The organism is Nostoc sp. MG11 (assembly GCF_014904695.1).
In the GTDB taxonomy this organism is placed as follows: Bacteria; Cyanobacteriota; Cyanobacteriia; order Cyanobacteriales; family Nostocaceae; genus Komarekiella.
Map to the genome: position 1 here is coordinate 118,621 of NZ_JACXXN010000005.1, position 25,730 is coordinate 144,350.

Below are 25,730 nucleotides of genomic sequence, written 5' to 3' on the forward strand. Positions count from 1 at the left end.
AAACGCTTTAACGCAATCATGCTTCCATCTTAAGCAAGAGTCCGCCGTAGTTGGGGTTGAATGCTCAGCAAGGCGACAAGGGCAAAGCCGAGCAAAATCAGTAACGCTCCGCCAAATGTAACATTACCCCAAGGAGCCTGCATTACAACACTACCTAATTCCCAATTGGTGTGGAGATAGAGATAGCGAATTGGTTCAATAGCGTAGCTTAGGGGATTAAGAGTAGCTACAATCTGTAACCACTTAGGCATGAAGGATAAAGGAGCTAAAGCAGTACTAGCGAATAGCAGCGGTAGAGTAGAGACAAAAATTACCGCGATTAGTTCAATGTGACCGGGTAAGGCAAAAGCTAAGCCTAGAGAAATGGCTGTTACGCCTAAAGCGAGGAGGAAAACAATTAGGGCGATCGCACCTAAACCCGCTGCATCCGGTAGACCAGCCCCTAAAAACGCTGCTGCTGCTACAATCACGGTTGCTTGCAACAAACTTTGGCTAATAATAAAGATTGCCGAAGCAAACACAATTGAAAACCGTGATGCGAGAGGAGCCACTAGCAAACGATTCAAAAAGCCAAACTCTCGGTCAAACATTACAGGTAATCCAGCATTCAGTGCTCCAGCAAATGCCGTAAAAACAATTATGCCAGCGGCTAAAAACTGACCGTAATTTGTCGTATTACCAAATATACCCTTGGGAGCATTTTGGAACAAAGCACCAAATAGCACCAACCACATCACTGGCTGAATGATTCCAGCAACCAAAGACGAGGGACGGCGTTGCAACTGAATAAACAAGCGACGAGTTAAAGCCAGCGTCTCTTGGACTAATTCACCAAAAAAATTGTGAGGAGCATTAGCATCCGCTTGGGACGATGCTATTGGCTGCCAATTGATATCAGATTTAGGAGTAACACTCATAGTAATTTTAGATTTTGGATTTTGCGGAAAGTCTGAGCTAAGGCCTCCTTAGATCAGAACTTTCCAAGACAGATTTTGGATTGGGTAATAGGGATTGCGTGGTAATTCCCCAATCCCCAGTTCCTATCTCATATTCTGCTTTTTTTCAGCTTTAGGATCGCGAGTCGCAACTGCTGCTAGTTCCGCATCCATGAGCGTGCGTCCCGTAGCAGCGAGGTAAACATCATCGAGACTAGGACGAGATTGAGCAATGCCAAAAATGGGCAAGCCAGCAGCATTTAATGCTTGCTGTATGCTAATGAGAACATCATTTTGGGGTGTTACTACCAAGTTAAGGGAATTACCTTGAGCACTGTTGATAATCACCTCTTGGACAAACGGCAAAGGTTGCAGGAGGTTTTTGGCTTTTTCCGCTTCTTCAATGGGAGAAAACTCGCGGATTCGCAAAGTGATGCGATCGCCCCCTACTTGATCTTTCAATTGTGAGGGTGTACCAGCTGCAATTACAACGCCACGGTCAATAATTGCTACGCGATCGGCTAAGGCGTCAATTTCTTCTAAATAATGGCTGGTAATCAGTACTGTTGTTCCAGAAGCGCGTAACTTCCGCAAGAAATCCCATACTACAAAACGGCTTTCTATGTCAAGCCCTACCGTTGGCTCATCCAGCACCAAAACATCTGGTGCATGGAGCAATCCGGCTGCCAAATCAAGACGCTTGCGTAAACCACCAGAGTATGTTCCTGTCTTTTTATTGGCGTATTCTTGTAAACCAAGTAAATTCAGTACTGTATCAATACGCTGTTTGGCTACTGCACTTGGGAGGTGATAAAGTGCTGCTTGCAGTTGCAGTAATTCTCTTCCAGTTAGCACTTTATCTGGTGCAACTTCCTGAGCTACGTAGCCTAGCCTTTGTCTTGCCAGTCTAGGTTTATCTAACACAGAAATACCAGATACTTCGATTTTGCCAGCATCCGGTGTGGTGAGAGTACACAAAGCACGCAGAGTTGTGGTTTTGCCAGCACCGTTGGGGCCGAGTAAACCAAAGATTTCTCCTGGTTCTACCTGAAAGGAGACATCTTTGACGGCGACTACAGTACCGTAATGCTTTTGCAGATTTTGAATTAAAACAGCGGGAGCCATGACAGCTAATCCCTAACGATACAAATCTCAACAAAGTCTATCTATATTGTAGTTGAGTAGTGTTATGTGAAGCGATCGCTTAGATACTGCTTCTCAATCTTATGGCTCGGTTTGAGGTAATTTACTAAATCATTTTGGCTGTTGAAATCCCACAGCGCCTCCCGAATCTCTTTAGAATCTCCAAAACTTACATGGCTCTAATTTGTCCAACAACTTCTATTTTGTTTTTTCTATTAACTCGTAATACAACTGATTCTCCAGATTCGGGGTAAATATCGCTGGCGATCGCTCTAATATTAACCTCGTGGGTAATCATCACAATTACACCCGGAGTGTTACGGTTATTCAAAATCAACTGACGCACTTGTGCTGTTTGCTTAAATTCTGTTGTGTGATCAAGAAAAAAAGAATTTAGGGGCGGAAAAGGCTCAACTGCACCCAAATTCATCAGTTTTGCTGTCTCCAAGCAGCGACACCACTGGCTCGATAAAACTCTAGAAACTTGAATATTCCTATTTTTAAAAGCTTTTCCAGTTCGTATTGCCTGTTTTCTACCTTCATCTGAGAGGTTTCGTTGCGTAGAGCAATCATTGAGTCGGAAATCAGGCGGATCACCAATTCCTGGCGCTAAAGCATGGCGCATGAGTACCACATAGCCTCTTCCCTGCTGAAGAACAGACCAAATCGCTGCTTTAGAACTAGCAGAAACATCAGTTGTAGAGGGTGAGGCTGAATCTTGGTTCGGGAACAGAGATTGTTGAGGTTGCTCTACAGGTGCTACAGCTTGCTTTTGTTTATCAGGATTATATAAACGTTTGAGTATTAAGGACAGTGCCACAGCACCCAAACTAAAAATAATATGGCGACGCGTCATGATATAGTGTTACTTAGAAATACAGATGAATGATAGCGTACTACAAAAAAGCAAGAAACTTCTCACCCTAGCACCGCCTATCCCAATCGTTTCAGAAGCTGCAAAACTTCATCCAACTTGTGACAACGGGGAAATAGGGAAAATGTTTGTGGTAAGTCGTACTGTAGAGCGTCTGTTAGAGGATGTTTGAGAAACAGGCTTGACCGAAGAAGCAGAGGGGCAGGAGGGGAGCAGAGGGGAAAGAAGAAATATCCTCTGCAAGGGTAGATGGGAATGTATTTATTATTTATGGAGAAAAAAAATTGTGTCGAAACACGTAGTGCGAGACACAAAGCATCCTTGTATCAAGCCCTAACATTTATGTATGGGGTTTCCCCTCCGCTCCTCCTAGACTCTTGCTCACGTTACTCAGATGGCTTAATTCTATTGATGATTTCTTGAATGATTTCTACGTTTTCTGCTGACTGTAACTTTTGCGCTACATTTAAAGCTTCGTGCAAATAATTTAAACCTTCCTTAGACTTTCCTTGTATCGCTAAGAGTTGACCTAGTGATCCTAACGTTGCTGGTTGCAATTCTAGATAATTAATATTTCTCTGAAAATCTAGAGTTTTGATGAAAAGATTAATTGCTTCTTCAATATAACCATTCTCAGCTTCAGAGTTTGCTAAATTATACTGTCGAATTGCTTCATCTTGCTGCACAATATATATAATTTCTGGAATTTTCTCTATTACTTCCAACTCTTGTTGTTGGTTAATAGATAGAGCAGTTTGCAAATAGTTAATTCCTATTTTATAGTTGCCTTGGGCGGCTATGACTTGACCTATAAATACTAAAATTATTGATTGCCACTCTATATAACTATTATCTCTAGCAATCGACAGACATCTTTCAGCAAGCGAGACAGCTTCTTCAGCTTCTTGTTCTTTTAACTTATCTTGAAATAATTGATACAGCTTTGCAATTTCTTCATTCAGTACTTCATCAAGAAATGGTTGCATTAATTCCTTGCCTGGAAAATTTAATTCTTGAGACATTTTTATAGCTTTTCTAAGCTTTTCTAATCCCGTCTCAAAATCTCTTTCTATCAAAAGCTGTCCCATCAAGAACAATATCGCTGCTTGTCCTTGAATATGACATATTTCTTCTGCAAGCTCTAAAGCTTGCACGCAAATGTCAAGCGCTTCTGCAATACAATCCTGGCTGGCTCTTTCTTGTGCTACTTCACCCAATATATTTACCTTCTTCCATTTGGCATTGATAATTAATACTTGGACTCTCTCTGTATCCTGAGTACCAAAGGTCTGATATATACTTAGTGATTCTTTTAAATAAACTATAGCTTGGTCAATTTCTCCTTGATGAGTTAGTAATTCACCAAGTAATTCCAATATTCCTGCTCTATTTTGCAAATTAAGAGTAAGCTTGCTTATTTCAAGGGCTTGCTGAAGAAAAGCTCTCGCCTTCTCAAAATTCTTCTGCTTACTGTAAACAAATCCAAGTTTTCTTAGTACTGATGATTGACCCTCAAGATTACTGGTATTATTATTTAGTTCAAGAGCTTTCTCTAGCTTTGGTAATGCGTCACTTAAGTTATTCTGATCAATTAAAATTGAGGCTATCCACTTTAAAGCATCTGCTTGACCTTCAGTATTACCTATTGACTCATCAATTCGATATGATTCCTCAATTAATTCAATTGCTTTGCTAAAGTCTTGTTGCTTACTGTATAAAACTCCTAGCTCACGCGTTGTTGTAGCCTGACGTTTAATATTTTTATTAATTTTATGTATCTCAAGAGCTTGCTTGTAGAGTATTAGAGCTTGTTCTAGTTGTCCCATTTCAGAATAAAAAGTAGCAAAATTGTGCAATATATCTGCCTTAACCCAAGTGTCATCATTTATATCTAATAGTCGATTAATCTCTTGATAAATTGCTTGTACTTCTTTAATTCTTCCCTCCTTAAATTTGGACATTGCTATATTATTAAGGAGAACTATCTTATCCCGAATATTAGTACTACTATTGGTAACCTCAAAAACTTCAGAAGAAATTTCATTCCAAGCATCTAGTTTTCCAAGCTCAACTTGAAGAAGTGCTATATTATTTTGTATAGCAGCTATATGGTGACTATTACTGCCTTGTTTAGCTAGCTCATAAGCGTCTTGATAAATCCGCAGTGCCTCTTCCCTTTTTCCTTGATTGTGTGTAATACCAGCTAGTAATCCTAATGACTTGGCTTTTCCTGCCTTGTTGTCAAGTTTTTCATCAACTTCAATAGCTTGACGACATAATTCAAGGGCTTTTTCATTATTGCCTTGACTTGCATACAAATCTGCAAAATCATGAAGTACAGCAGCCCTCTCTGCTTCACAGTATTCTGGTAATAAATCTAATGCAAGTTGGTAGTGCTGAAGGCACTCATCAACTTTACCAAGTTTCTCTTCTGCTTTGGCTAGACAATAAAAAAGTCTTGGTGAAGCTATACCATGCATAAGGGTTAATTGACATAGTTGAGCAACTGCTCTGTATTGCCCCTTTTTATTCCATCTCATTCCGAGCATAAAATTAGCTCTCAAAAGTATTTCTAACTCTTTACCTTCCGAAGCCAGTCGATATATTTCTAAAAGCCTTATCTCAGAGATTCTTACACTTACCAAATCGGTAAGCTCTCCGCTCATATCATTAGTAGTACCTTGAAGAATCTCGAATAACCAGAATTTTTCGAGATGTTGAGCAGCTGTGCTGTAAAGAGCTTCTGAATCTTTTGGAAAATCTAGTAATGCTTCTAAGATACGTGGAACTCGATAGAGAGTTTCACCTTGGAAATTGCTAACTTCTAACAAACCAAGGGATATAACGTGAGGAATATAATCATCTAAATTGAAAACTTTTGGACAAACGGCAGTAATAGCAGATTTAGGCACTGGCAATTCATAAACTAAAGAGAATGCCAGCATTCGTCTAAGGTTGACTGGTTGTTGCTTGAGCAATTCCTCTGCAAGAATGCTTTCGCGGAATTCATCAGCAGCTTTTTCTGTTCGCTCTAGTATCTGAGCATGATTTACCTGCTCTGCTTGCAGAATTTTGTTTAGCCATTCCAACAAACGAGGGTTTCCGTCAGCAATTCGTCGAGCTTTAAATTGGAGTTCTGGATTAATTTCTGACTTAGAAGAAAATGAAGACAGCCGATTACATTTCTTCTGCAAATCTGCTCCACTCAGGGCTGTCAACAGTTCTCTATGTAAACGATGATTAAGTTCTGAGACTTGAAAATCATAGCGACATGTGATGATAAGGCGGTGAGGCAACCGAGACTGAGAAATAGCTTTTAGTAAGGACAAGAGTGCTTCTACTGCCTCTGGTTTTAAGACCTGTACACCATCAGGTCTAATCTCTATATTTGCTTCAAAATCATCAAGCACAAAAATAAATCTCTGCTCTGCTTGGTTTAGCCCTTCGCGTAAAAAATTAGTTAGACATTGAGTTAATGCTAACTTTCCTTGCAATATCTCTTTTCCAGCCTCTGAAGTGCATTGTTCAAAAAGCTGTTTTAGAAGCTTGTCTTGATCCAGTTCTCTGTAAATAAATATCTTGTCATAACTTGGTAGGCGTTCTAATAATCTCGCTGCTACTGTACTTTTCCCTACGCCACCCAAGCCATGTAAGATAACTCCTAACTTTGTCGATGATCTGAGGCCCTTTAAGCTATACTGCAATACCCTTCGTCTGCCAACAAATTCTTGTGGTGTTGCTACTCGAACTTTGCCATCTGGATCTAAAAACTGTTCATGAATAGGTTCATTAGGTATCCAAATTTGATCGCCTAAAGGCTCTACAAAAGCTTCTGGACATTTTCCTCGAACGTACAGCCTAAGTAAATGCCAGTCTGCAAAATTCTCATTCAGTAAATGCTGATATGTACTGGCAAGAGCTTCTGAGAGTTTATAGCCTGCGGCTAGTTTACTGTAAAGGTAAGTTGCAGTTGCTGTAGCTGAAACATCTAAAACAGGTCTGCCCCAACCTAATACTGCTCTACATCCCTGTTCAACCAGAGAAGCAGCTAGCGACGGTATTACTCCATCGCTTAGTGCTTCTCCTGTGCGACAACCGGACAAAAATACTAACTGTGGTAGACGAAATCGTAGAGCTGCTGCTATCTCTTCGACTTTAGCTGCATGACGCTCTCCAGTTTCCGTCTCCGTTACAAAGTATGGCTGGTTGTTTTGAATAGAAGCATGACCAGTAAGATGGAACACATCAAACGGTTCACGATAGCGACTCCAAAGCTTTCCCAACTAAGCAATACAGCCACTTTCTTCGACTCGCAGAACCAATGGTAGATCCTGAGTCGCTGACAAAATTTGCGCTTCTTCCCTTTCAAAGTCTAGTTGTGACTCAACATTTTCAGGAGCAGTAGCCATGAACAAAATTCGTAAAGGTCGCTCTTGAGCCAAGCTTTCCTGCACGGGGGCATCTACCCATCGCACTGGCACTACTACTGGATTGGTACGTTCCACAAGAAACTGAGTACCATCATGCAGAATTTCCCAAGGTAAGTAACTAAGGCTTTGACTGCTATCAATCGCCAGAATCAGACCTTCCTCTGTACAGTTAGCGATCGCTTGGCTTAACCATCTTCCATGTGCGTCTAACCAAAAGAACAACTGCTGCCCCATTCCCTTTAAGTCAGGTAGCGGCATGTAGTAACTTCCTTTTGCTTGCTTAATTAAGTCTTTGATCGCAGATAAATTAAGTTTCTGTGTTTCATATTTAGCAGGCTGTTGCAGTGCGTATCGTAGCTGAGCAAAGCCACTTTCAAGTAACTTCAGCTTTATATAAAGAGTCTGCACTTTATTTACTTTTCTAAAGCTTTGAGGACTTCATAAATTTCCCCTATTGTGGCATCTTCCATCACAACTCGACCACTAGACCCAATAATCACTACGTCAAATTGCTTGTCTGCATGAGATTGCTTATATTCCTGATACCACTTGCGAATTTGTTCAGCTATGGCGATACCACCTCCTACAATTCCAACAATCGTACCTATCACTGCTAAAGTCCCTTCTTTATGGGGAGAATGTTCTGATGTTAGTACCCAACTTCACTCTAGTCCTTCAATTGTGAAGAGTTCTTCGGCCGCAGTATTTGCATATTGACTTTCAATTGAAATTTAATTTCTGTCATAGGTTTACCTAATCTGTATAAATAGTGCTGACAACCTTACCTAACTGGTTTGACAACATAATCATCTGCTACTCATCATCACTAACTGAACTTTCCGCTTCCCAAGGGTCATTAACTTTGGTAAATTCATCGGATGTGGGAGATTCAGAAACTATTATAAACTCAGTATCTTTTTGATGATTATTTCCCCATTCATCTAAAACATCTTTAATCAAAACTTCTTGCATCCAAATTTTGGCAACAACAGTCAGTGGTAACGCTAGAAATAATCCTAAAAAGCCAAAGAAAGTGACGAAAAATAACTGAGCAATTAAAGTCACCGCTGGTAGCAATGAGACTTGATGTGCCATAACGATGGGTGTGATGAAATTGCTCTCAACCTGTTGAATAATCAAGTAGAGAATCAAGACAGCAACAACTTTCCAGGGACTATCTAACAAAGCGATCGCCATTGCTGGTACTACACTTAACGTCGGCCCCAAGTTGGGAATTAAGTTCAAAAATCCTGCTAAAATCCCTAAAGCGAGTGCTGCCTTCACACCCAAAACTGATAAGCCAACCACGCTCATCAATGCCACTACACTCATAGCAATGAAAGCGCCAGTTATCCATCCTTCTAAAGAGACTTCACATTGATTTAAAATTCCTTCTACCCGCCGCCGATAAAACGAGGGAAACAGTCGTACAAATACTTTTCGGTAAGCTATGGGGTCAGCTAAAATCATCCCAGTTAAAACCAGCACTAGCAAAACCTTAAGCAGGACTTCCAATGAGCCAGAGACAAAGGCAAAAGAGTTTCCTAGCGCCCGATTTATAATGGGCTGTGCTTGTTGAATGAGGCTGTTAATATCCGGGATGTAGGGAACTAACTGGTTAGGAATACGAGTTCTGAGTGCGTCTAGCCAATTATTAAAACGCTCAAACCCCTGTGGGACTCGATACGTTAGTTCTTGGAACTGCTGTGCAAAAGGTGGCACAATTAGCCAGAAAAAACCTGCGACGCCAGCAAAAAAGATAGCTACTGATAGCAAGACGGCGAATCCGCGCGTCATACCTGAACGTTGGAACCGTTTTGCTAAACGATTTAAGGTTGTGGCTAATACAACTGCGGCAAACATCAGCAAAAGCACTTCCCGAATTTGCCACAATATGTATAAAGAAAGAACTATGGCGATTAAACCGATCCATTGACCAAGGTTCACAGACTAACTCCCAATAATTGGCGAGATGCAATTTCCAGACAATTCAGCTAGGTTAGCCGATTTTAGCAACTTCAGTCTAGATAGTTTGAGTCAATTTTGTTTCTGTCCTTGGAATCGCCATAGTAAAGCGATCGCTACAATCACTGGCGGCAATAAAACTATAATCAGTGCGTTACTCGCCGTTGCCGGAATTGCTAAACTCGGAGCTGCATACTTAATCAATAGTGAGAGCAAAGCTGAGAGTAGAAGCAGTTTCAGAATAAAATCCATTTTATTTTCTATAAAAGTACGGCAATACACATTTTTCTGTAGTGTATACACTAATTCGGACTGCACTGTCTAGTTTTTACAATAGGTTTAACCAATACAAACCTTTCCAAACCACAACTGCCACAATCAATATTTAAGCAACTATTAAGTTTGTTGCTTCACAATACTTAGAAAAATAAATATTACATTCCCTAGTTTCTAATAGTTTCCCATAAAACCTTAGTTATTTGTCCTTGGCAATTTGTAAGAACAAAGGACTAATGACGGGAGACAAAGGACGACTTCAAATTTGGAGGGTACATCAAAATGCCTGTTGAAACTAATAACAAAAGCCAGATCAAACCGCCCAAGATGCGGCAGTTTGGCGGTAGCTTCCTAATTTTACTGACTCTTTTGTTACTGCTTAACTTTATCGTTCCGAGTTTTTTTGGCCCCCAATCGCCACAAGTTCCCTATAGTACGTTTATTGCTCAGGTAGAAGCAGGTCAAGTAGATCGGGCAATTGTGGGTGGCGATCGCATTCAATATTCACTTCATAGCCAAACCCCAGATGGCAAACCCAGCGAACAGGTATTCGTTACTACACCTGTAGCCATTGATCTAGATTTACCCAGAATTCTCCGTGAACATAATGTTGAGTTTGCTGCACCACCGCCAAACCAAAATGGCTGGATTAGTACTTTAATTAGCTGGATTGCTCCACCGTTAATTTTCTTTGGTATTTGGGGCTTTTTAATGAGTCGTCAAGCTGGTGGTCCCGCTGCTCTAACGGTAGGTAAAAGCAAAGCCCGGATTTACTCTGAAGGTAGCACCGGTGTAAAATTTACTGATGTAGCTGGCGTAGATGAAGCCAAAGCCGAACTAGAAGAGATTGTTGATTTTCTCAAAAATGCTGGTAAATACACCAATTTGGGTGCAAAAATACCCAAAGGTGCGCTGTTGGTAGGGCCTCCAGGAACAGGTAAGACACTGCTAGCAAAAGCGATCGCAGGTGAAGCTGGTGTTCCCTTTTTTAGCATCTCTGGCTCAGAATTTATTGAACTATTCGTTGGTGTAGGTGCTGCAAGAGTCCGCGACTTATTTGAACAAGCCAAACAACAAGCTCCCTGTATCGTTTTTATCGACGAGTTAGACGCACTCGGTAAATCTCGCGGTGGTGCTGGTGGTTTCATAGGTGGTAACGATGAGCGAGAACAAACCCTCAACCAGCTACTTACCGAAATGGATGGCTTTGATGCCAATACAGGTGTAATTATTATCGCCGCTACTAACCGTCCCGAAGTCCTCGACCCTGCCTTACGCCGTCCCGGTCGATTTGATCGCCAAGTTGTAGTCGATCGCCCTGATAAAATCGGTCGTGAAGCAATTCTGAAAGTTCATGCCAGAAATGTCAAGTTGGCTGAGGATGTCAACTTAGGCACTATCGCTATTCGGACTCCTGGCTTTGCTGGCGCAGATTTAGCCAACCTGGTAAATGAAGCCGCACTATTAGCAGCAAGGCAAAATCGCCAAGCTGTGACAATGGCAGATTTCAATGAAGCCATTGAGCGCTTGGTTGCTGGCTTAGAAAAACGCTCTCGCGTCCTGAATGAAACCGAGAAGAAGACCGTAGCTTATCACGAAGTTGGTCACGCGATTATCGGTGCATTGATGCCCGGTGCTGGTAAAGTCGAAAAAATTTCCGTTGTACCCCGTGGCGTCGGAGCCTTGGGTTATACAATTCAAATGCCAGAAGAAGACCGCTTTTTGATGGTGGAAGATGAAATTCGCGGACGCATTGCTATTCTATTGGGTGGACGTTCTGCTGAAGAAATCATTTTTGGCAAAGTATCTACTGGTGCAAGTGACGATATTCAAAAAGCCACTGACTTGGCAGAACGCGCTATTACTCTCTATGGAATGAGCGATAAACTTGGGCCTGTGGCGTTTGAGAAGAGTCAACAGCAGTTTATCGAAGGTTACAGCAACCCGCGTCGTGCTATCAGTCCCAAGGTGGCTGAAGAAATTGACCGCGAAGTCAAGTTGACAGTGGATAATGCTCACCACATTGCCTTGAGTATTCTGCAATATAACCGCGATTTGCTAGAGCAGACCGCAGAGGAACTGTTGCAAAAAGAGATACTTGAAGGTTCTCAACTTAGAGAACACCTCAACCAAGCCAAAGCACCGGATGAAATGGCAGAATGGTTGCGAACAGGTAAGTTATCAGAAGATAAACCGCTGTTGCAAACACTTTTGGTCTAACAATTTTAGTTGAAATTGAAAAGCGATCGCTTTTGAAGTGGGGCGATGCCTTCTCTACAAGACGCTGCACGAACGGCGGGCTTTCCTGCGGAACGCTACGCGAACGCCTACGCTTTTTTCTAGACTCGAAAAAGTTACTTTTGCTCTAGAAATGGTTCCGCTTTCATTTGAATCTCAACTCAAACTCAACCAGCCAAAAATCTGTTCAACCGTCAATTCCAATTCGATACCCTCCAGGATGGGTAATTTATTAGCAGCCTCGTATAATTCCACTCGCTGTCCAGGAAATATCTCTAGCACACTTTCATCTTCTGGGTTGATTAACCAGCCTAGTTCAGTGCCATTGCGCGAACAATGTAATAACTTACTTAACACTTTTTTTAACTTTTGGTCTGGGGAAAGAATTTCTATTACCCAGTCAGGATGAATTTCAACGCGATTAGCAATTCTGCCAGATGAAGTTTTAGGGATTCTATCCCAGCAAAACATTGCCACATCAGGGACGATAGAAGCACCGCCAAAAGTGCAGCGCAGTTCTGGTAAAGCGTAAGCAATTTTTTTGCTTCTAGCTATGCCGTTAATTGTTTCGCAAAGAGTAGCTTGAAGCAAACTATGTTCACCTTGAGGCATAGGTTTTTGAATAATTTCCCCGTTGATAAAGTCTGATGCTGGTTCAGTTTCCGGCGATTTGAGGAAGTCGTCTAAAGTTAGTTGGGGTTGAGTTGCGATCGCCATAAGCAAATAGCATAGAGGGGATAGTTTAATTATGTGGGTTAGCGATCACCTACGGGGGAGCAAGCTACGTCTGGCATCCTTCGTTTCTGATAGGTGCTAGAAATTATATTTTGGGGAAACCCACGAGGCGATGAACTTGGACGGATACATCAGGAAAGGCTAGAGAGGCAATAGTACCTGTAGGAGGGTGTTAGATTTCAAGCAAAGGCGCAGAGAGTTTTTAAAGTTTGTTGTCCACGAGTAAGTAGCTAGGCATAAATAAATTAAAGTTTGTAGTCGGGACTTTAGTCCTGATAATCCTTGTTTTGAGCGATAAATCGCTCACTACGAACTAGGATTTTATTTTATGTTAATTATGCGTACCTACTTATTAAAGGCTTATTAATGCAGATCAAAGGCTTATTAATCAAGTTCAAAGGCTCATTAATCAAGTTCAAAACTAGGAAATTTTAACTTCGTTGCCAAATTTTAATTGTTTTATCCAAACTGCCGCTAACCAACATCTCGCCCGAAGCAGTGAAGGCTAGTGCTGTAACTGTGTTGGCGTGTCCAGTAAAAGTACCCAGCAGTTCACCTGTTTGTAGATGCCACAGCTTGATAGTTTGATCAGCGCTGCCACTGGCTATAATTTTCTCATCGGGACTTAAAGCGATCGCATACACTCGATCTCTATGTCCCTTAAGAGTGGAAATCAATTCCCCTGTATCCAACTGCCAAATTTTAATGGTTTTATCCCAGCTACCACTGACGAGCAATTTAGCATCTGCACTCATAGCCAGAGAGCTAACAATATGAGAATGACCCATGAGGGTGCATAGTGGTGGTGTATCCTTGAGAATTTTTCCTGGTGCTTGGGGTAAGGTGTGCCAGACTTTGATTTTGCGGTAACTACCCGTGACTAGAGTTTCCCCATCCTGGCTTAAAACTAGGGAGTGAGCAGCGGTATCATCTAAAGAGAGAGCGATCGCTACTCGACGTTGCATCAAATCCCAAAACAGAATTTTCCTGTCATCTCCACCAGTCGCTAACATCCTGCCATCTGGAGTAAAGGCAACACATCGCACTATCCCATTATGCTTGTGCAGGATATCTATTAAGTCTAGTGCGCCTACATGCCAAATCTTTATTGTGGAGTCTGCACCGCAACTTACCAAAGTCTGTCCATCGGAACTAAAAGCCAAAGAATTCACTTCATCCACCAGCCCAGACATCACCCAAGGATACTCAGACAATGTATCTATTAATTCACCCTTGCTTAAATCCCATAGTTTCGTCTCTCCAAGACTGCCACTTGCCAATATGGGCATGGTTTTGCCATTCTTACACCCAGAATTGAAAGCAAGACAATTAATTCCTCTGTTGTGACCTTTCAAAGTTTGCCAGCATTCCCAGTCACCTACTATACATTTAAGTGAATGCTCTGGTGGCAAAGTCTGAATTGTCTCAGCCATTATCCTCTCATTAATTGCTGGTATTAGTGGCGCAGCTTTTTTAGTGGTAAGTGATTCTAAATACCAATTCAATCCCCCTGCATACAATAAGTTACTCGGATAGATGTAAAGTTTTGGTTCAGTAAATTCAACTTGATTCGCAGGTAAAAACCCAGTGATTACAGTTTGTTTTTCGTAGCCTAATTTACCTGCAAATGGATAAAACAAGCATAAGAAAATTAATACTTGGTGATTTTTTAAATCCTCTTCAGTAACCGACCATCTAATTTTGTTTTTCTTAATACCGTTAAAACTTTCTCCATCAGCAACGCAAACTTGAATACTCAGCTGAGGATTATCTTTAAGCACGTAAGAAAATTTACTTTCGCCGCGCAAATTGCCCTCATCATCTAAAATTATGTTTCGCAAGCTGTCTTGTGGCACTTTTTTTACCAATTTACCCAAGCGTTCAGTCATCACCTGTTCGACCACTTGCTCTCGCAAAAGATAATCTTCTGCTTGCTGCTGGAAGTATTTGGAAAAGGGTATCGTCCAGTCAGGAGGTTCAGGATACTCAGGCGGCGTAGGCGGCGGATTTTTGGCCAGAATTTCTGCTTGTTGGCGAGAAAATTCCAGGAGTTTTGCCAATGGCTCTCCCCAAAATGCCATAATTTCAGTGTGGCAACCTTTGACTTGACTTTCTAGCAAAGATAAGTCGTAAGTCTTGGGTTTTCTCACACGTTGAAGGAAGTCAGCTTGTTGAGATCTTAATAAGCTAATCCAATCCATCTGCATTCCTACAGCACAATATTGCATACCTACGGTAAGCTACACCATCGCAATTACTCAAGTCCATAACCTTTAGTTAATTAAAAATCTAGTAATTTTAACAGTCTAATAAAACACAGCTAGTAGCATACATTGACAGCAAAGATACACCTGAATAGGACTTAGGCATTTCATTAACTAATGCAGCTGAGATATGGATAATTAGATGATGTTAGTCAATTTTATCGAACCTGGACAACGAGATACTGTTTTGTTTCTACAATTTCAGGACAAATATCTCGCTTACTCAACGTTTCCTGTCTCAGTGATTTATAAATAACAGTAGCGTTAACTACTATCCTCTAAAAACAGTTCTATCTGTAAAGGAGAGGATGATTTGCGAGTGACTCCAAAGGTATAGCAAAGTGGGGAGTGCTGTTAGCGGTAATATGCAGAGGCATATTTAGCAGAGTATGACAAAATTCCTACATCAAAGTAGCCTGCTGCATCTAATGCTTGACGAATTGCTCCCACTCTGGAATCATTATGCCGGAAGATGCAACAAAAGTCGCTCCAGCGGTTGCTTGCGAAACTGCCATTTTCACTAATACTTCGACAGTAAGGTCATTTAAGATGATGCCTTTTTCATCCACTAAACCATCGTTAGCGATCGCATCACTCTCAACAAAGCACAGCACCATCACCCTTAACAACGAGTGCCAAGCTAGTAACTTCACTGAGAAACTCTCACGCAAGGTGCTTCATTAGCCGAGGGAGGATCAGGGAAAATTGCTAAAGTGTGATATCCGGGATTACTTTTTTCGTATATCACCCGAAAAGTATACAGCTTGGTTTTACCTTGTTTTTCGGTAACAACTGTTAAAAGTGTATTGTTAGTAGCAGGAAGTCCAGGAATATTGAGTTTTTGAATTCGTCTAAGTTGCATGACATTCGCTGCTGAATTTTTACAATCTCCTACATTAGTATTACGGTCTTGACCAAACTGCATACATACCGGGCCATCAAAATCTATAGTTACCTGTGATGGATCGTTTAACCAAACTTTTTTAATTACTTCTCCAGCCTGAATAAAACTTAAGTTTGTTCCTTGCTGATACGAAATATTAATGGTAGGTGTTGCTCCTCCTAAACCTTGTGCTTGACAAGAAAACATGGAACGGAGAACAGCATTATTAGCTATGGCGCGGCCTGCCAGTAATAACATAGCAGCTGAGAAAAGCAAGGAAGCTAGATGTAAGAAATAAGAATTATTTGGAGACTTTCCTGGTAAGTTTATATTGTTTTTCATGGATGCAACTTAGTATCACTCACTACTCCTAAAACTGTATAGATTGATTGACATATATTTCAACATTTTTGCCAGCTGCCACAAACCAAACGTTAGTACGTTGCATCATTTGAGAAATAGCCTGTTGATTGCGTTGTGCAATTTGAGGAACTACAGTGTTCATCCCACCTTCTAGCAACCCTGCCAAAATGTTACGTCTGTTGTCGCTACTCTGAAAGCAATACCTATCTCTGTAAGTTTGATTATTAGAATTCTCGTTAGAATTAGTATTAGTATTAGTATTAGTATCTAGAGTAGGAGTATTAACACATTCGACTCTGGTATCAGGACGATTTAATACCTCTCCTACTTTACCAACAGCACCTAGGGCAAATAGTCCTATATCCATCCCCGTAATTGCTCCTCCTTGATTGGGAAATTGCTGTGCTAGTAAAGGTCTACCTTGGGGAGCGCGAACAATTAGGGCATTTTGCGGTAGGCTCCTTTCTGTGGGAGTACCATTATTTTTTACGATAACTTTGACTATATTTAGCTGTAATAAACCCTGTTCGGAAATAGAACGAACTTCAGTTAATAACTCGGTATTGGCAGGTAGCGCGATCGCACCATCTACAGCTTTGAGTGGTTCTTTCAAACGCACAACAAATACATTTTTGTTTTCGTCGTTGTCGTCGTTGTTTCTTGCTTTAGTAGTTTCTCCAAATACAGCTGTTGCTAATACAGCTTTGACGCTAGTCCCTACTGCTACGGATTTTTGGCTCTGTTGTTGTCCTTGGTTGGCTACAGAAGGCTCCTGGGGTGGTGTTTGGTTAGGATTGGGGTTTGGTGGCTGTTGCGCGACTTGGGTATTTTGTGGAGGTTCAGAGGTAGCTGCCATGACATTAGGTTTATCACTGACATTTACCTGACCATAACTACCCAACTTTGCTAACCTTGACCACTCATCAAGTGGGTTTGGTGGAGGTGGTGGAGTTACATTGACGGTTGGTTGCACAACTGGTAATGGTTGAGAAACAACAGGTCTTTGTGGAGGAGATGGTACTGTGACTACACGAGGCACATAAACTGTTCGTACTGGTGCTGGTGTTGTTTGTGGTACTACCTGCGGTCTATTTCTGGAAGAAACTGCTGGTGGCTGTAAAGCTACCGCAGGCGTTGGTTTTGTCGTTCTGAGCTTTTGTTGTGCCGCTTTTACCAACTCAACTTGTTCAGTCAGAGCTAACTTTGTTTTGAGAGTCTCTACTTCTGCTGCTAGATTTTGAGAAGGAGATTCATTTACAGGTTGCGATCGCACTTGGGGAGGAATCTCACTTTGTGGTTTTTGATTACCACTATTCATCAGCTGGGATAAAAACCCGCCAGCTAACAAAACTATAGATAAGGTAGCCATCCCCACTAAGCCTAATTTAGCAAAGGGGTTAGATGAGAGGGGTTGCTTAGTCTGAACTTCTTGCGGCTGTTCAGGTGACGGCTGTATAGCAGGTTCTTCTACTTCTTGGATGCTAGGAGGAGCTTCTTCAAAGCCAACCAATCTTGCCATCCGCGATTCCCAATCTAGAGATTCTACTTCTCGTTGGCGATCGTCGGTAGTTAAAGTAAATAGATTTTGTGCAGGAGTTTCTGATGGAATTGAATATCGAGTCATAGTACAACTTATGTTTTAATTGACAGAACAATTTTTATCTTGAATTTCACAGACATTATAAATTTCTAGTCTAGCTTCACCTAGGCGATAAGCTGCCAAGTGTAACGGAATTGCTGCATTTGGTAGTGAAGTTGCTGGTTGGTTTATTGCTCTGACTAAAATTTGTTTATTAAATGAAATTGATTTTCCTAGCTTATCAGAACTACTAAAAACTAATTGATTGGCAAGTATCTCCACTTTCCACTGTCCCTCACCTATCTTTGTCGGTTGAGAAACTCTTTGGATTACTAATACATTTTCAGTTCCTCTATTTACAGAGTCAAATTGACTCTCTGGGTTTAAATTAGTAAGTTCTAACTGAAATTTTTGCTTAAAATCTTCAGCTACCAATTGAGAACTGATGTCCCAGACTGTTTTTGGCGGTTGTTGCTGCGACCAGGTAAGCATTAAGCTCATACTTTCACCGACAAAGCGCCGAATAGTCTCTGGTTGTCGCTCTAAATTTTGTTGGGGGTCTACTGTGATGGCGCGACCATCAATAAGTTGCACTAAACTTTGAGGTGTGAGTTGCTGACTTAATTGCTGCAACATAGACCCGTGAAATACTAGTAACAGTAAGGTTAACAAATGTAAACCAAATGTTCCTACTGCCAACAGTGGTAAAAAGCTATTTTTCTTGTTTTCGGGTTTAAGTAATTGCATTAATAATTATCTATATAAATTACAATATTTTCAATTTTGAGAACCGATTATCTTAAGAAATTATCAGGCTTTTTTATAGTTCCGCATTGCTTTAATTGTTCTTCGTTCAGGTTGTTATATTCGTCTAACAAACATAAATTGCGAATTTCGTAAATTTCTAGTTTATCAGTCCGAATACTATAAATTGCTTTTTGGAGGGTAGTGGCATTGTTGGCTTGTGGATTAGCGAAATAATCGACTGAACGCACAAGTAAATCTTTATTGAAAGGCGTGATAATTCTTCTATCATCAGCTTGTTTATTTTGAATTAAATCAGCTACCATACCCACGCGCCACTTACCTGGGGCAATTTTTTTTGGTGGATAAACCCGTTTAATAACTAACTGTGATGTCATAGCTTGGCTGGGATTTTCAGAAAACACTTCTGGCGGTGTTATTTCTGCAATTGTGCTTAAAAAACCCTTGCGAAAATCTTCTGATAAGGCAAAACTAGCTATCCAACTACTGGTGCTAATTTTTTGGCTACCGCCTTGTGTTGTTCTAATTAGTATTCCTAAATCTGATTTGGGGTTTGCGACTTCTTCAATAGTTTGTGGTGGTAGATTTCCAGACCAGTTAAACACCGATATCATCGTTTTACTGATGAATTGGCGAATTGCTTCTGGTTCTCGTTCCAAATCATCAGTAATAGCTACTGATTTACCATCTATCAATTGCACAAAGTTGGGAGGTTTTCTTAAACTGAGTTGGCGAATTTTAATCCCTTGGAATAGGAATAAAAGTAAAACTAGTACATGCAAACTGAAGGTAGCGATCGCAAAAGCTGTTAATATACTTCCTGTTCGTTGTCTTTTTTCCAGTAACCGTACCATTTACTCATCTCCCAACCCAACAGTGAGCGCTTATTTAACTTGTACTTAGTGATGAACTAAAATGCTTCTCACGACTGAATTTATTTTTAATTACTTATCAATCTTCCCCAGTTAAAGACTTATATTCTATCTTTCACTAGAGAAGCCGTATTGCTAATAGCATTAAAGACTGCAAACCCCCCAGCCGCAGCCACTAATAAAGATAAAATCGGAGCCAAAACTCCCAGAAAAATTATGAACCACATTAAGTCTGGATCAACATTAGCATTTTGCCCAGGCCCATTAACAATAACTGCGGCAGTTAGCACAGCAATAATATTAAATGAAATTTTAGCGATACCAATAGATAAAAATCCGGTAAGCCATGCAAAAATCGGTTTACCAGCTACAGGTAGCAAAGACCCACCTACAGCCAGCGGCCCTAAAGTTGCTATCAATAACATAGTCGCTTCTATTAAATTCTGGAAGGCATATTGTAAAGAGACTAAAAAATTCTTGATGCTCGTTTGGACTGTAGAACCCAGTAAAGAATTAAATGCGTTTTCAGATACATTGCCTGTGTTATATGTAATCTGATTTACCTTATTTTCTAGTCTATCTATCCAAGTTCTATTACCATATAAATTTCTGTATTCTTGCCAAAGTTCATTAGCTTTTTCTGAGGCTTTGACAAAACATTTATTTTGTTGTTCGCCAGTAAGTGACTGACAAGGACGCAGCAAAGAACCTGCCACTTCTTCAGCAATACTCATATTCAGTGCTTGCTGGTAAATTTGGTCAGTGTTTGTTGTTACTAGTACTTGCTGATTCACAGCATTTACCAAATTCCGTACTCCTAATGTTAAATTAGAAAGTATGCTTCCATTGCCTGAGTTACTTAACAGTATTACCACCAGGAAAGGCCAAATCAAAGCTGATATAGGGCGGGCATATTCGCTATATATCAAATCTTTGAGGAATTGTAGCATAAAAAACAGCAAGGTTCCTACTGCAAAGAACACACCCAGATTTGTCAGTGCTCCATACAAGTTATTACTGGTATTATTTTGTAATAAATCCAGCCATTGATTGTCCCAACCTTCGGCAATACTTTGGGCAGTTGTAGCACCATTACCGAGAATTTCATCTATGCCTATTTGGGCAAAAATTGGTAAAGTAGCAAGCTGCATTTTGATAGTGGCTGTTTTTAAAAGAAACAAGTTTTCCGTAGTTAAATGGGAATCGGGATTGTTGATTTTGAATTCTAATTATCAATTCTTGTCCCAAACAAATCCATTTGAGAAGTAGCTCGCAAAAGTCGCGCCGCTTCTGTAGATGTATCTACTCTCCGAGCACGATTTTCCTCTTCCATTTGTTGAGAAATATTGGCTAAGTTTAAGTTTGAGTATTGCAGTGCTTGATTTGTTTGTAATGTCTGAGCAAATGTTTCAGCTACAATTTTTGATTGCTCCTGTTGAATTTTAAGGCTTTGCAATTGGTTAGCATTGAGTAATTTTGACAAACTCGAAATAGCATTATTCACAGGATTGGCTTTACCAATGATATTGCTAATTTGACTGAGTAAATTGTCGCTTTCGTCTTCTGCTTGTTCAGCAAATAATGCAATATCTCTTAAAGATTTTTCTGTATCGATTAATTTCGTTTTTGTCCGAATCTGCCCAGCTTCTCCTAAAAGCCCTGCCACGGCTCCACGGGTAATTAGACGATTGATTTCATTGCTAACTAAATTTGAGCGGACTACTGAATTATTCTCAAAGCGGTCTGATATGGAGTTGATAAAAATATCATCACGAATTCTCTGTCCAGCAGTGATTGGATTAGGTATATTCAATTCTCCTGTAGCATTAGTAATAGCACTTCTACTTTGTGGTTCTACAGGCTTTAAGTTTTCGCTCAAATTATTTTGCAGGTAGTTTTGCAAATCTACAGAATATGATTGAAAATCAGTCCAAACTTCACCTACTTGTCCAGTCTCGCCTAATTGTGCCATTACTGGTAGGATTGCTAGGGATAATAAAGTAAGAGTCAAAACCGTAGTTTTTTGCATATATCTGTGTTTGGGAACGGTGGACAAATTTGTTGAAATTAATAAATTTATTTTTTGCTCACGCAGAGGCGCAGGAAGGAGTTTTAAGTTAGGACTTTGGTAATATGTTTAATACAGTATTGTGCAAATAACATAACTTTTGGCTTTGTTCATCTGTGATTAGTTATTTATGTAGCTTACTTAAGTGAGAACCGCTATAAGTTTTAGAGAGGCTGTTAACTACTACGTAGTGTAGCCACTAACTGACGTGCAAATGTAGAAATTGCTTCATATTTATCGGTGTGAAGTTGCATCATTTGACTGCGCGCGGCTTGTTCATAGGGGTTATTAGCAACTGCTGCTAATTGTTCATAACCTGGATAGTAGCGACAAAATGTATAAATACCGTTATCATCTAACAGCCATTGACTATAAATGCCTTCTTTGCGGGGGAAAAAGCTTTCTGAGGCATTACGAGAAATAATGTTGCGGGGATATTTTAAGATATCTGCAAAACTATCTACTGCAACTGGCTGAATGCGTCCAATCAATCTTGTTGTCAAGTTTTGCAAAATTTTAGATGCAGCTTTGGATTTGGCGATGGTATCAGGGTCTTGTGCTGATAAAATAACTCTGATGCCAGCTTTAGCGCCGTTGGCACAAACTCTGCCAACTAAGTCAGAAATTTGCTCGAATTCAAATAAAATCGGTGCTTCGTCGATGAAGAATATGGAAGCTGGACTGCTTAATGCACGTCGTAACGCCGCTGAATAGGCGCTTAAAGATAGTACTGCTGCATCTTCATTATCTGATAGGTTTCTGAGAGCAAAAACCAAAAGTTGGGCATCGGTAGGAAAGCTAGATGGTGCAGAGATGGCTTGTCCGACGCGACTAGAAAGCCAAAACCGCAAGCGCAGCTGAATTTGGCTTAAGGCGTCTTCAACTCTCCCACTTACAGAATTTAACTGTAGATGTTCTGGTGAACAGAAATAGAGAAAGTCTTTTAAGGTAGGGGTTTTTGGCCAAGCCGCAGAACCAAATCCCCCTGCTATTGCTTTTCGATATCGCTCTTTGATACCCTCATCTGCAAAGAAGGCTTCTAAAGCCAAGTTGAGAAGCGATCGCACAGTTTGCGATAGAATCTGATTCTCAGCAGATGACCCTAAAACCATTGTCATCAAAGCTGATTCTAAAAAAGATATATAATCGAGTGTGCGATCGCGTTGTTGTTCTGGATCAAGCGATCGTAGATCTGGCTGTTCAAACAAATTATTCGATTGTTTAGAGATATCAAAATACGCCCCATTCCCCTCCATAAACTCTGTATAGTCAGTAAAAGTCGATGTTCCATCAGGTTTGGGGAAGTCTAACGCCACTACAGGAATACCATGCGCCAAAGCCTGAGTTAAAATCCCTGATACTAACACCGACTTCCCAGCACGAGTTGTTGCAAACAGCGCTAAATTTTTATGTTGGTTAAATAAATCTAGATGTATCGGTGTTCCGCCTTCTTCCGCAATCAACTCGAAGCCTTGATTATCACCTTTTTTAGTTAGTACTAAAGGCATTAATCCTGGAACTTCACTTGTTAAATATAGTTGGCGACGATTGAAAGGTTTTGCTAACAAACCCTCCCAAACTATTGGTAAAGTTTGCAGCCAAATTTTCCATGCATATTCTGTTTCCCTAATCACCCGTGCTGGACGTTGAAAACAGTTTTCAATATATCTTGTCGCTTCCTCTAATTTTTCTATACTTGGACGATGTACTAAAATCGCTATACCTGTATAAATAGGTACTGCACCTTCATATAATTGCTCTTGTGCTGCTACGGATTTTTTTAACTTTAATTGAGCGTTAACATCAATTGTTTTACTTTTTTCTTGAGCCATGATAGTAGTCATATTTGACTGCTTCAGCACTCTTTGCAAGGTAGTTTTCACAAATGCTGGATTTGCAGTAGTTAATTCACAAAATACTTCTGTATCTACTACCGTTTCCCTTGCTAGCAGTTCCCATATATAACGCAACTGAGTGGATTTATTTGACCAACCTCCGGGTTTTTCTAAAAATGTCATTACGCCAATATAGCGATTCTTCACATTAACCCAACGACGGTCAGCACAAGGTATACCAGACTCCAGCAGCAAAGTTGTACTATGGATATTTTCTATGAGTAATTTACTACTTGCTAAGTCTGAATTGACTTTTTCATGTAGTCCATTTTCATCTAAAGTAATCAATTGGGGAATATCTATTGGCTGCGTATCATTAAATCTTCTCCAGGTTTCCTCCCAAAGTTCATTAGCAGTCAAAGGCTTGATATCCAACCCCATTTTATTAGCTAAAAGTTGCTCCCAACGGAGAAAACCTTGTTTATAAGCATTAGTGATGATAGTTTCGAGGCGCTGGTATTCTACTTCTGATAGTTCGCCTTTGAATTTCAACCACCATGATTCAGCTTTTGCTAAAAGTCTCTCTATCCAATCATCAGCATTAGTATTGGTAGACTCAACAGTATAAGTGACATAAATACGCAAAAATTTTGGCTTACGAATTCCAGAAATAGTCAGTTCTTTGACTCTGGCTCGTTCTGCCATCAACAAATATTTTATATCTCGTGATGGCGCATTTTTTATCAATGATGCAAGTTCTTGCTGGCGGTTTTTATCTGAACTAAAAGACCCCAAATGTAGCGTCATTCTTTCATCGCTAGGGATATCTTTTAAACCCGCTTCAATATTATTGACAATTGTATCGATTTGTTCAGATCTTAAAGTGGTATGGATACCTCGACATTCAAAACCGAAGACGAAGCAAAACCTATCTTTTTGTGTTCCTTTCGTCAAAGCGTAAGCGCCAATATCACGTCCATTTAGTGAGACGCGCAGCATTGTCGCTAAGTGTAAAGCGTCTTCAAATGGTGTTAATCTAGTTTCATTTCCTGCGATATCGACGCTTTTTTTTCCGATTTTTTGCTTCATGGTTAACTTCCAGCAAGCTTTGATAACGAGCAAAGCCTCTTGTCCAAGTGGGAACACCTACAAATTTGCTTAAAAAACTCCAACTCCTACCACCAGTTAATATCCACCAAGTCCCCATTCCCCAACCAGCAATTAGTACTGTCCATAACCATTTTTGAAACTCCTCTTGGAAAATCCCCCCAAAAATTCCGTTGATGATAAAGTATGAAGTTAGGGAGATTAGCGTCCAAGGAAGAATTTGATCGGCAGGTATTGGGCCTAATGAAGGTTGGCTTCCTAGAATTTGATTGACTGGACGAAATTCTTGTTCACGCTCTTGAGACATTGCAAATAACTTAGTTATTCTTCCTCTGAAAGAATAGAAATGAATTATCTACTGCTATCGCCTATCACAAAACCTGTGAGTACATCAGCAATGGTAACAGCAACAACGACTAATAGGGGAGTTCTGGCAATACTTTGCCAATCTTCATCTTTACGCACTGCGTTAATCACACCAATTAGGGCAACGGCTATATAGAGTAGATAAAGTGCCCGTAATACGTTGAATATTAAACTCACTGCTGCTTGGGTGTTACTGTTAGTTGTTGCACCTTGGGTTAAAGTATTTTTAAAAAAATCTTCAGCTTTCTTAAAAAATTGCGCTTGTGCAGGGGATGCAAAATAATCTAACCAAAACAAACTTAAGATAACGGCTACTGCTAAGATTTGTAATGGGATGAGCGATCGCTTGGGTAAATTTACCTGCTGACCAATTTGCTGCACAATTACTGTAATTAAACTACCAACTAGTAAACAAAAAAGCAGAATCGGACTTTTCAGGCTGATAACGCTTACAAGTACAGCACAAGCAATTAAAAAAGGTACAGATTCAATCAGAATAGCCAGACATGATTCTACTGTCAGTCTCAACTTATGGGATTTTTTCACCGCACTACCAGTTAAAGCTTTGAAAAAGTTACTCTCATGAGAACTTTGTCTAGACATTTGCCAATTTCCCTACAATGTATTATAATTATACGTTGATTTTAGTGTTACAACTATCACAATCTAACACGATTTAACATTATTTTTTAATCAAATTATGAACTTGCAGTAAAAAATTTTATACATAACTATTAATCTTGATTGAGTTAAGTTAAGAAAATATTAACGTTTATTTAATAAGCAAAACTTTAATAAATTGGCTTTCAAACATCGACTTAAAATTGCTACAATTTAAGCGATTAATTGCCTCAATTACAGGTTATAAGTTCAGTGATCATTCAAAAGTTATTAACAATAAAGACTAATTGACATATAAAATAGCAAAGCGATTTGATCTAAATGTTTAAAAATTAAAGTCTTGATTATGTTGGCGCTGTAAGCGTTGACGCGTTTTAACAAAACTCCCGAAATATATGTTGGTTTTTAACT

General features: G+C 40.1%; 21 protein-coding genes and 1 pseudogene. 2 read left to right on the top strand and 20 right to left on the bottom strand.

Going from position 1 to position 25,730, the window contains the following annotated elements; translation table 11 throughout:
* Window positions 1-29 precede the first annotated feature (29 nt).
* The 3 genes from HCR01_RS09705 to HCR01_RS09715 form a co-directional block, all read right to left on the bottom strand.
* Window positions 30-917 carry an ABC transporter permease gene (locus HCR01_RS09705; RefSeq protein ID WP_193196020.1) on the bottom strand — a complete coding sequence of 296 codons (888 nt, stop codon included), beginning with the start codon at window positions 915-917 and terminating at the stop codon, window positions 30-32.
* Between the two features lie 123 nt (window positions 918-1,040).
* Window positions 1,041-2,060, bottom strand: coding sequence for an ATP-binding cassette domain-containing protein (locus tag HCR01_RS09710; protein ID WP_193196021.1), 1,020 nt, complete (start codon window positions 2,058-2,060; stop codon window positions 1,041-1,043).
* 187 nt (window positions 2,061-2,247) lie between these two features.
* Window positions 2,248-2,934 (bottom strand): histidine phosphatase family protein, encoded by a 687-nt coding sequence (locus HCR01_RS09715; protein ID WP_193196022.1) that lies wholly within the window; start codon window positions 2,932-2,934, stop codon window positions 2,248-2,250.
* Between the two features lie 25 nt (window positions 2,935-2,959).
* Here HCR01_RS09715 and HCR01_RS09720 point away from each other — a divergent pair, with 25 nt between their 5' ends.
* Window positions 2,960-3,124 carry a hypothetical protein gene (locus HCR01_RS09720; protein WP_193196023.1) on the top strand — a complete coding sequence of 55 codons (165 nt, stop codon included), beginning with the start codon at window positions 2,960-2,962 and terminating at the stop codon, window positions 3,122-3,124.
* 214 nt (window positions 3,125-3,338) lie between these two features.
* Here the strand turns inward: HCR01_RS09720 and HCR01_RS09725 are convergent, their stop codons facing one another.
* The 5 genes from HCR01_RS09725 to HCR01_RS09745 all read right to left on the bottom strand — a co-directional run bounded on the left by HCR01_RS09725 (window position 3,339) and on the right by HCR01_RS09745 (window position 9,599).
* Window positions 3,339-7,196, bottom strand: a complete 3,858-nt coding sequence (locus HCR01_RS09725; RefSeq protein WP_320073103.1) for a tetratricopeptide repeat protein — start codon at window positions 7,194-7,196, stop codon at window positions 3,339-3,341.
* 39 nt (window positions 7,197-7,235) lie between these two features.
* Complete coding sequence (locus tag HCR01_RS09730) at window positions 7,236-7,790, bottom strand: hypothetical protein (protein WP_193196025.1); 555 nt, start codon at window positions 7,788-7,790, stop codon at window positions 7,236-7,238.
* A gap of 5 nt (window positions 7,791-7,795) precedes the next feature.
* Window positions 7,796-7,993 (bottom strand): hypothetical protein, encoded by a 198-nt coding sequence (locus HCR01_RS38580; protein WP_226889233.1) that lies wholly within the window; start codon window positions 7,991-7,993, stop codon window positions 7,796-7,798.
* Window positions 7,994-8,195: 202 nt separating this feature from the next.
* Window positions 8,196-9,329 carry an AI-2E family transporter gene (locus HCR01_RS09740; RefSeq protein WP_193196026.1) on the bottom strand — a complete coding sequence of 378 codons (1,134 nt, stop codon included), beginning with the start codon at window positions 9,327-9,329 and terminating at the stop codon, window positions 8,196-8,198.
* A 90-nt stretch (window positions 9,330-9,419) separates the two neighbouring features.
* Complete coding sequence (locus HCR01_RS09745; protein ID WP_202928685.1) at window positions 9,420-9,599, bottom strand: hypothetical protein; 180 nt, start codon at window positions 9,597-9,599, stop codon at window positions 9,420-9,422.
* Window positions 9,600-9,905: 306 nt separating this feature from the next.
* Here HCR01_RS09745 and ftsH point away from each other — a divergent pair, with 306 nt between their 5' ends.
* Entirely contained in the window at window positions 9,906-11,843 is a 1,938-nt protein-coding gene (ftsH, locus tag HCR01_RS09750; RefSeq protein WP_193196027.1) for an ATP-dependent zinc metalloprotease FtsH, read from the top strand.
* A gap of 174 nt (window positions 11,844-12,017) precedes the next feature.
* Here the strand turns inward: ftsH and HCR01_RS09755 are convergent, their stop codons facing one another.
* From HCR01_RS09755 to HCR01_RS09810, 12 genes and pseudogenes are all read right to left on the bottom strand, one after another.
* Window positions 12,018-12,578, bottom strand: coding sequence for a Uma2 family endonuclease (locus HCR01_RS09755; protein WP_193196028.1), 561 nt, complete (start codon window positions 12,576-12,578; stop codon window positions 12,018-12,020).
* Window positions 12,579-13,027: 449 nt separating this feature from the next.
* Window positions 13,028-14,803 carry a WD40 repeat domain-containing protein gene (locus tag HCR01_RS09760; protein WP_193196226.1) on the bottom strand — a complete coding sequence of 592 codons (1,776 nt, stop codon included), beginning with the start codon at window positions 14,801-14,803 and terminating at the stop codon, window positions 13,028-13,030.
* 417 nt (window positions 14,804-15,220) lie between these two features.
* Window positions 15,221-15,441 (bottom strand): annotated as a pseudogene (locus HCR01_RS09765) (porphobilinogen synthase); the annotation flags it as partial.
* A gap of 68 nt (window positions 15,442-15,509) precedes the next feature.
* The gene (locus HCR01_RS09770) at window positions 15,510-16,085 is read right to left on the bottom strand and encodes a hypothetical protein (RefSeq protein ID WP_193196029.1); all 576 of its coding nucleotides are present in this window, start codon (window positions 16,083-16,085) and stop codon (window positions 15,510-15,512) included.
* A 28-nt stretch (window positions 16,086-16,113) separates the two neighbouring features.
* Window positions 16,114-17,730 carry a TrbI/VirB10 family protein gene (locus HCR01_RS09775; RefSeq protein WP_193196030.1) on the bottom strand — a complete coding sequence of 539 codons (1,617 nt, stop codon included), beginning with the start codon at window positions 17,728-17,730 and terminating at the stop codon, window positions 16,114-16,116.
* A 15-nt stretch (window positions 17,731-17,745) separates the two neighbouring features.
* A complete protein-coding gene (locus HCR01_RS09780; protein WP_193196031.1) occupies window positions 17,746-18,432 on the bottom strand; it encodes a hypothetical protein in 687 nt (228 codons plus the stop codon).
* A gap of 47 nt (window positions 18,433-18,479) precedes the next feature.
* The gene (locus HCR01_RS09785) at window positions 18,480-19,304 is read right to left on the bottom strand and encodes a hypothetical protein (protein WP_193196032.1); all 825 of its coding nucleotides are present in this window, start codon (window positions 19,302-19,304) and stop codon (window positions 18,480-18,482) included.
* A 119-nt stretch (window positions 19,305-19,423) separates the two neighbouring features.
* Window positions 19,424-20,473 carry a hypothetical protein gene (locus HCR01_RS09790; protein ID WP_193196033.1) on the bottom strand — a complete coding sequence of 350 codons (1,050 nt, stop codon included), beginning with the start codon at window positions 20,471-20,473 and terminating at the stop codon, window positions 19,424-19,426.
* 74 nt (window positions 20,474-20,547) lie between these two features.
* Window positions 20,548-21,351 (bottom strand): hypothetical protein, encoded by an 804-nt coding sequence (locus HCR01_RS09795; RefSeq protein WP_193196034.1) that lies wholly within the window; start codon window positions 21,349-21,351, stop codon window positions 20,548-20,550.
* Window positions 21,352-21,566: 215 nt separating this feature from the next.
* The gene (locus HCR01_RS09800) at window positions 21,567-24,314 is read right to left on the bottom strand and encodes a hypothetical protein (protein ID WP_193196035.1); all 2,748 of its coding nucleotides are present in this window, start codon (window positions 24,312-24,314) and stop codon (window positions 21,567-21,569) included.
* Complete coding sequence (locus HCR01_RS09805; protein WP_191758230.1) at window positions 24,268-24,639, bottom strand: hypothetical protein; 372 nt, start codon at window positions 24,637-24,639, stop codon at window positions 24,268-24,270. Before HCR01_RS09805 ends, HCR01_RS09800 begins: the two co-directional genes overlap by 47 nt.
* 44 nt (window positions 24,640-24,683) lie before the next feature.
* On the bottom strand, window positions 24,684-25,301 hold the full coding sequence (locus HCR01_RS09810) for a hypothetical protein (protein ID WP_193196036.1): 618 nt from the start codon (window positions 25,299-25,301) through the stop codon (window positions 24,684-24,686).
* Window positions 25,302-25,730: the final 429 nt, after the last annotated feature.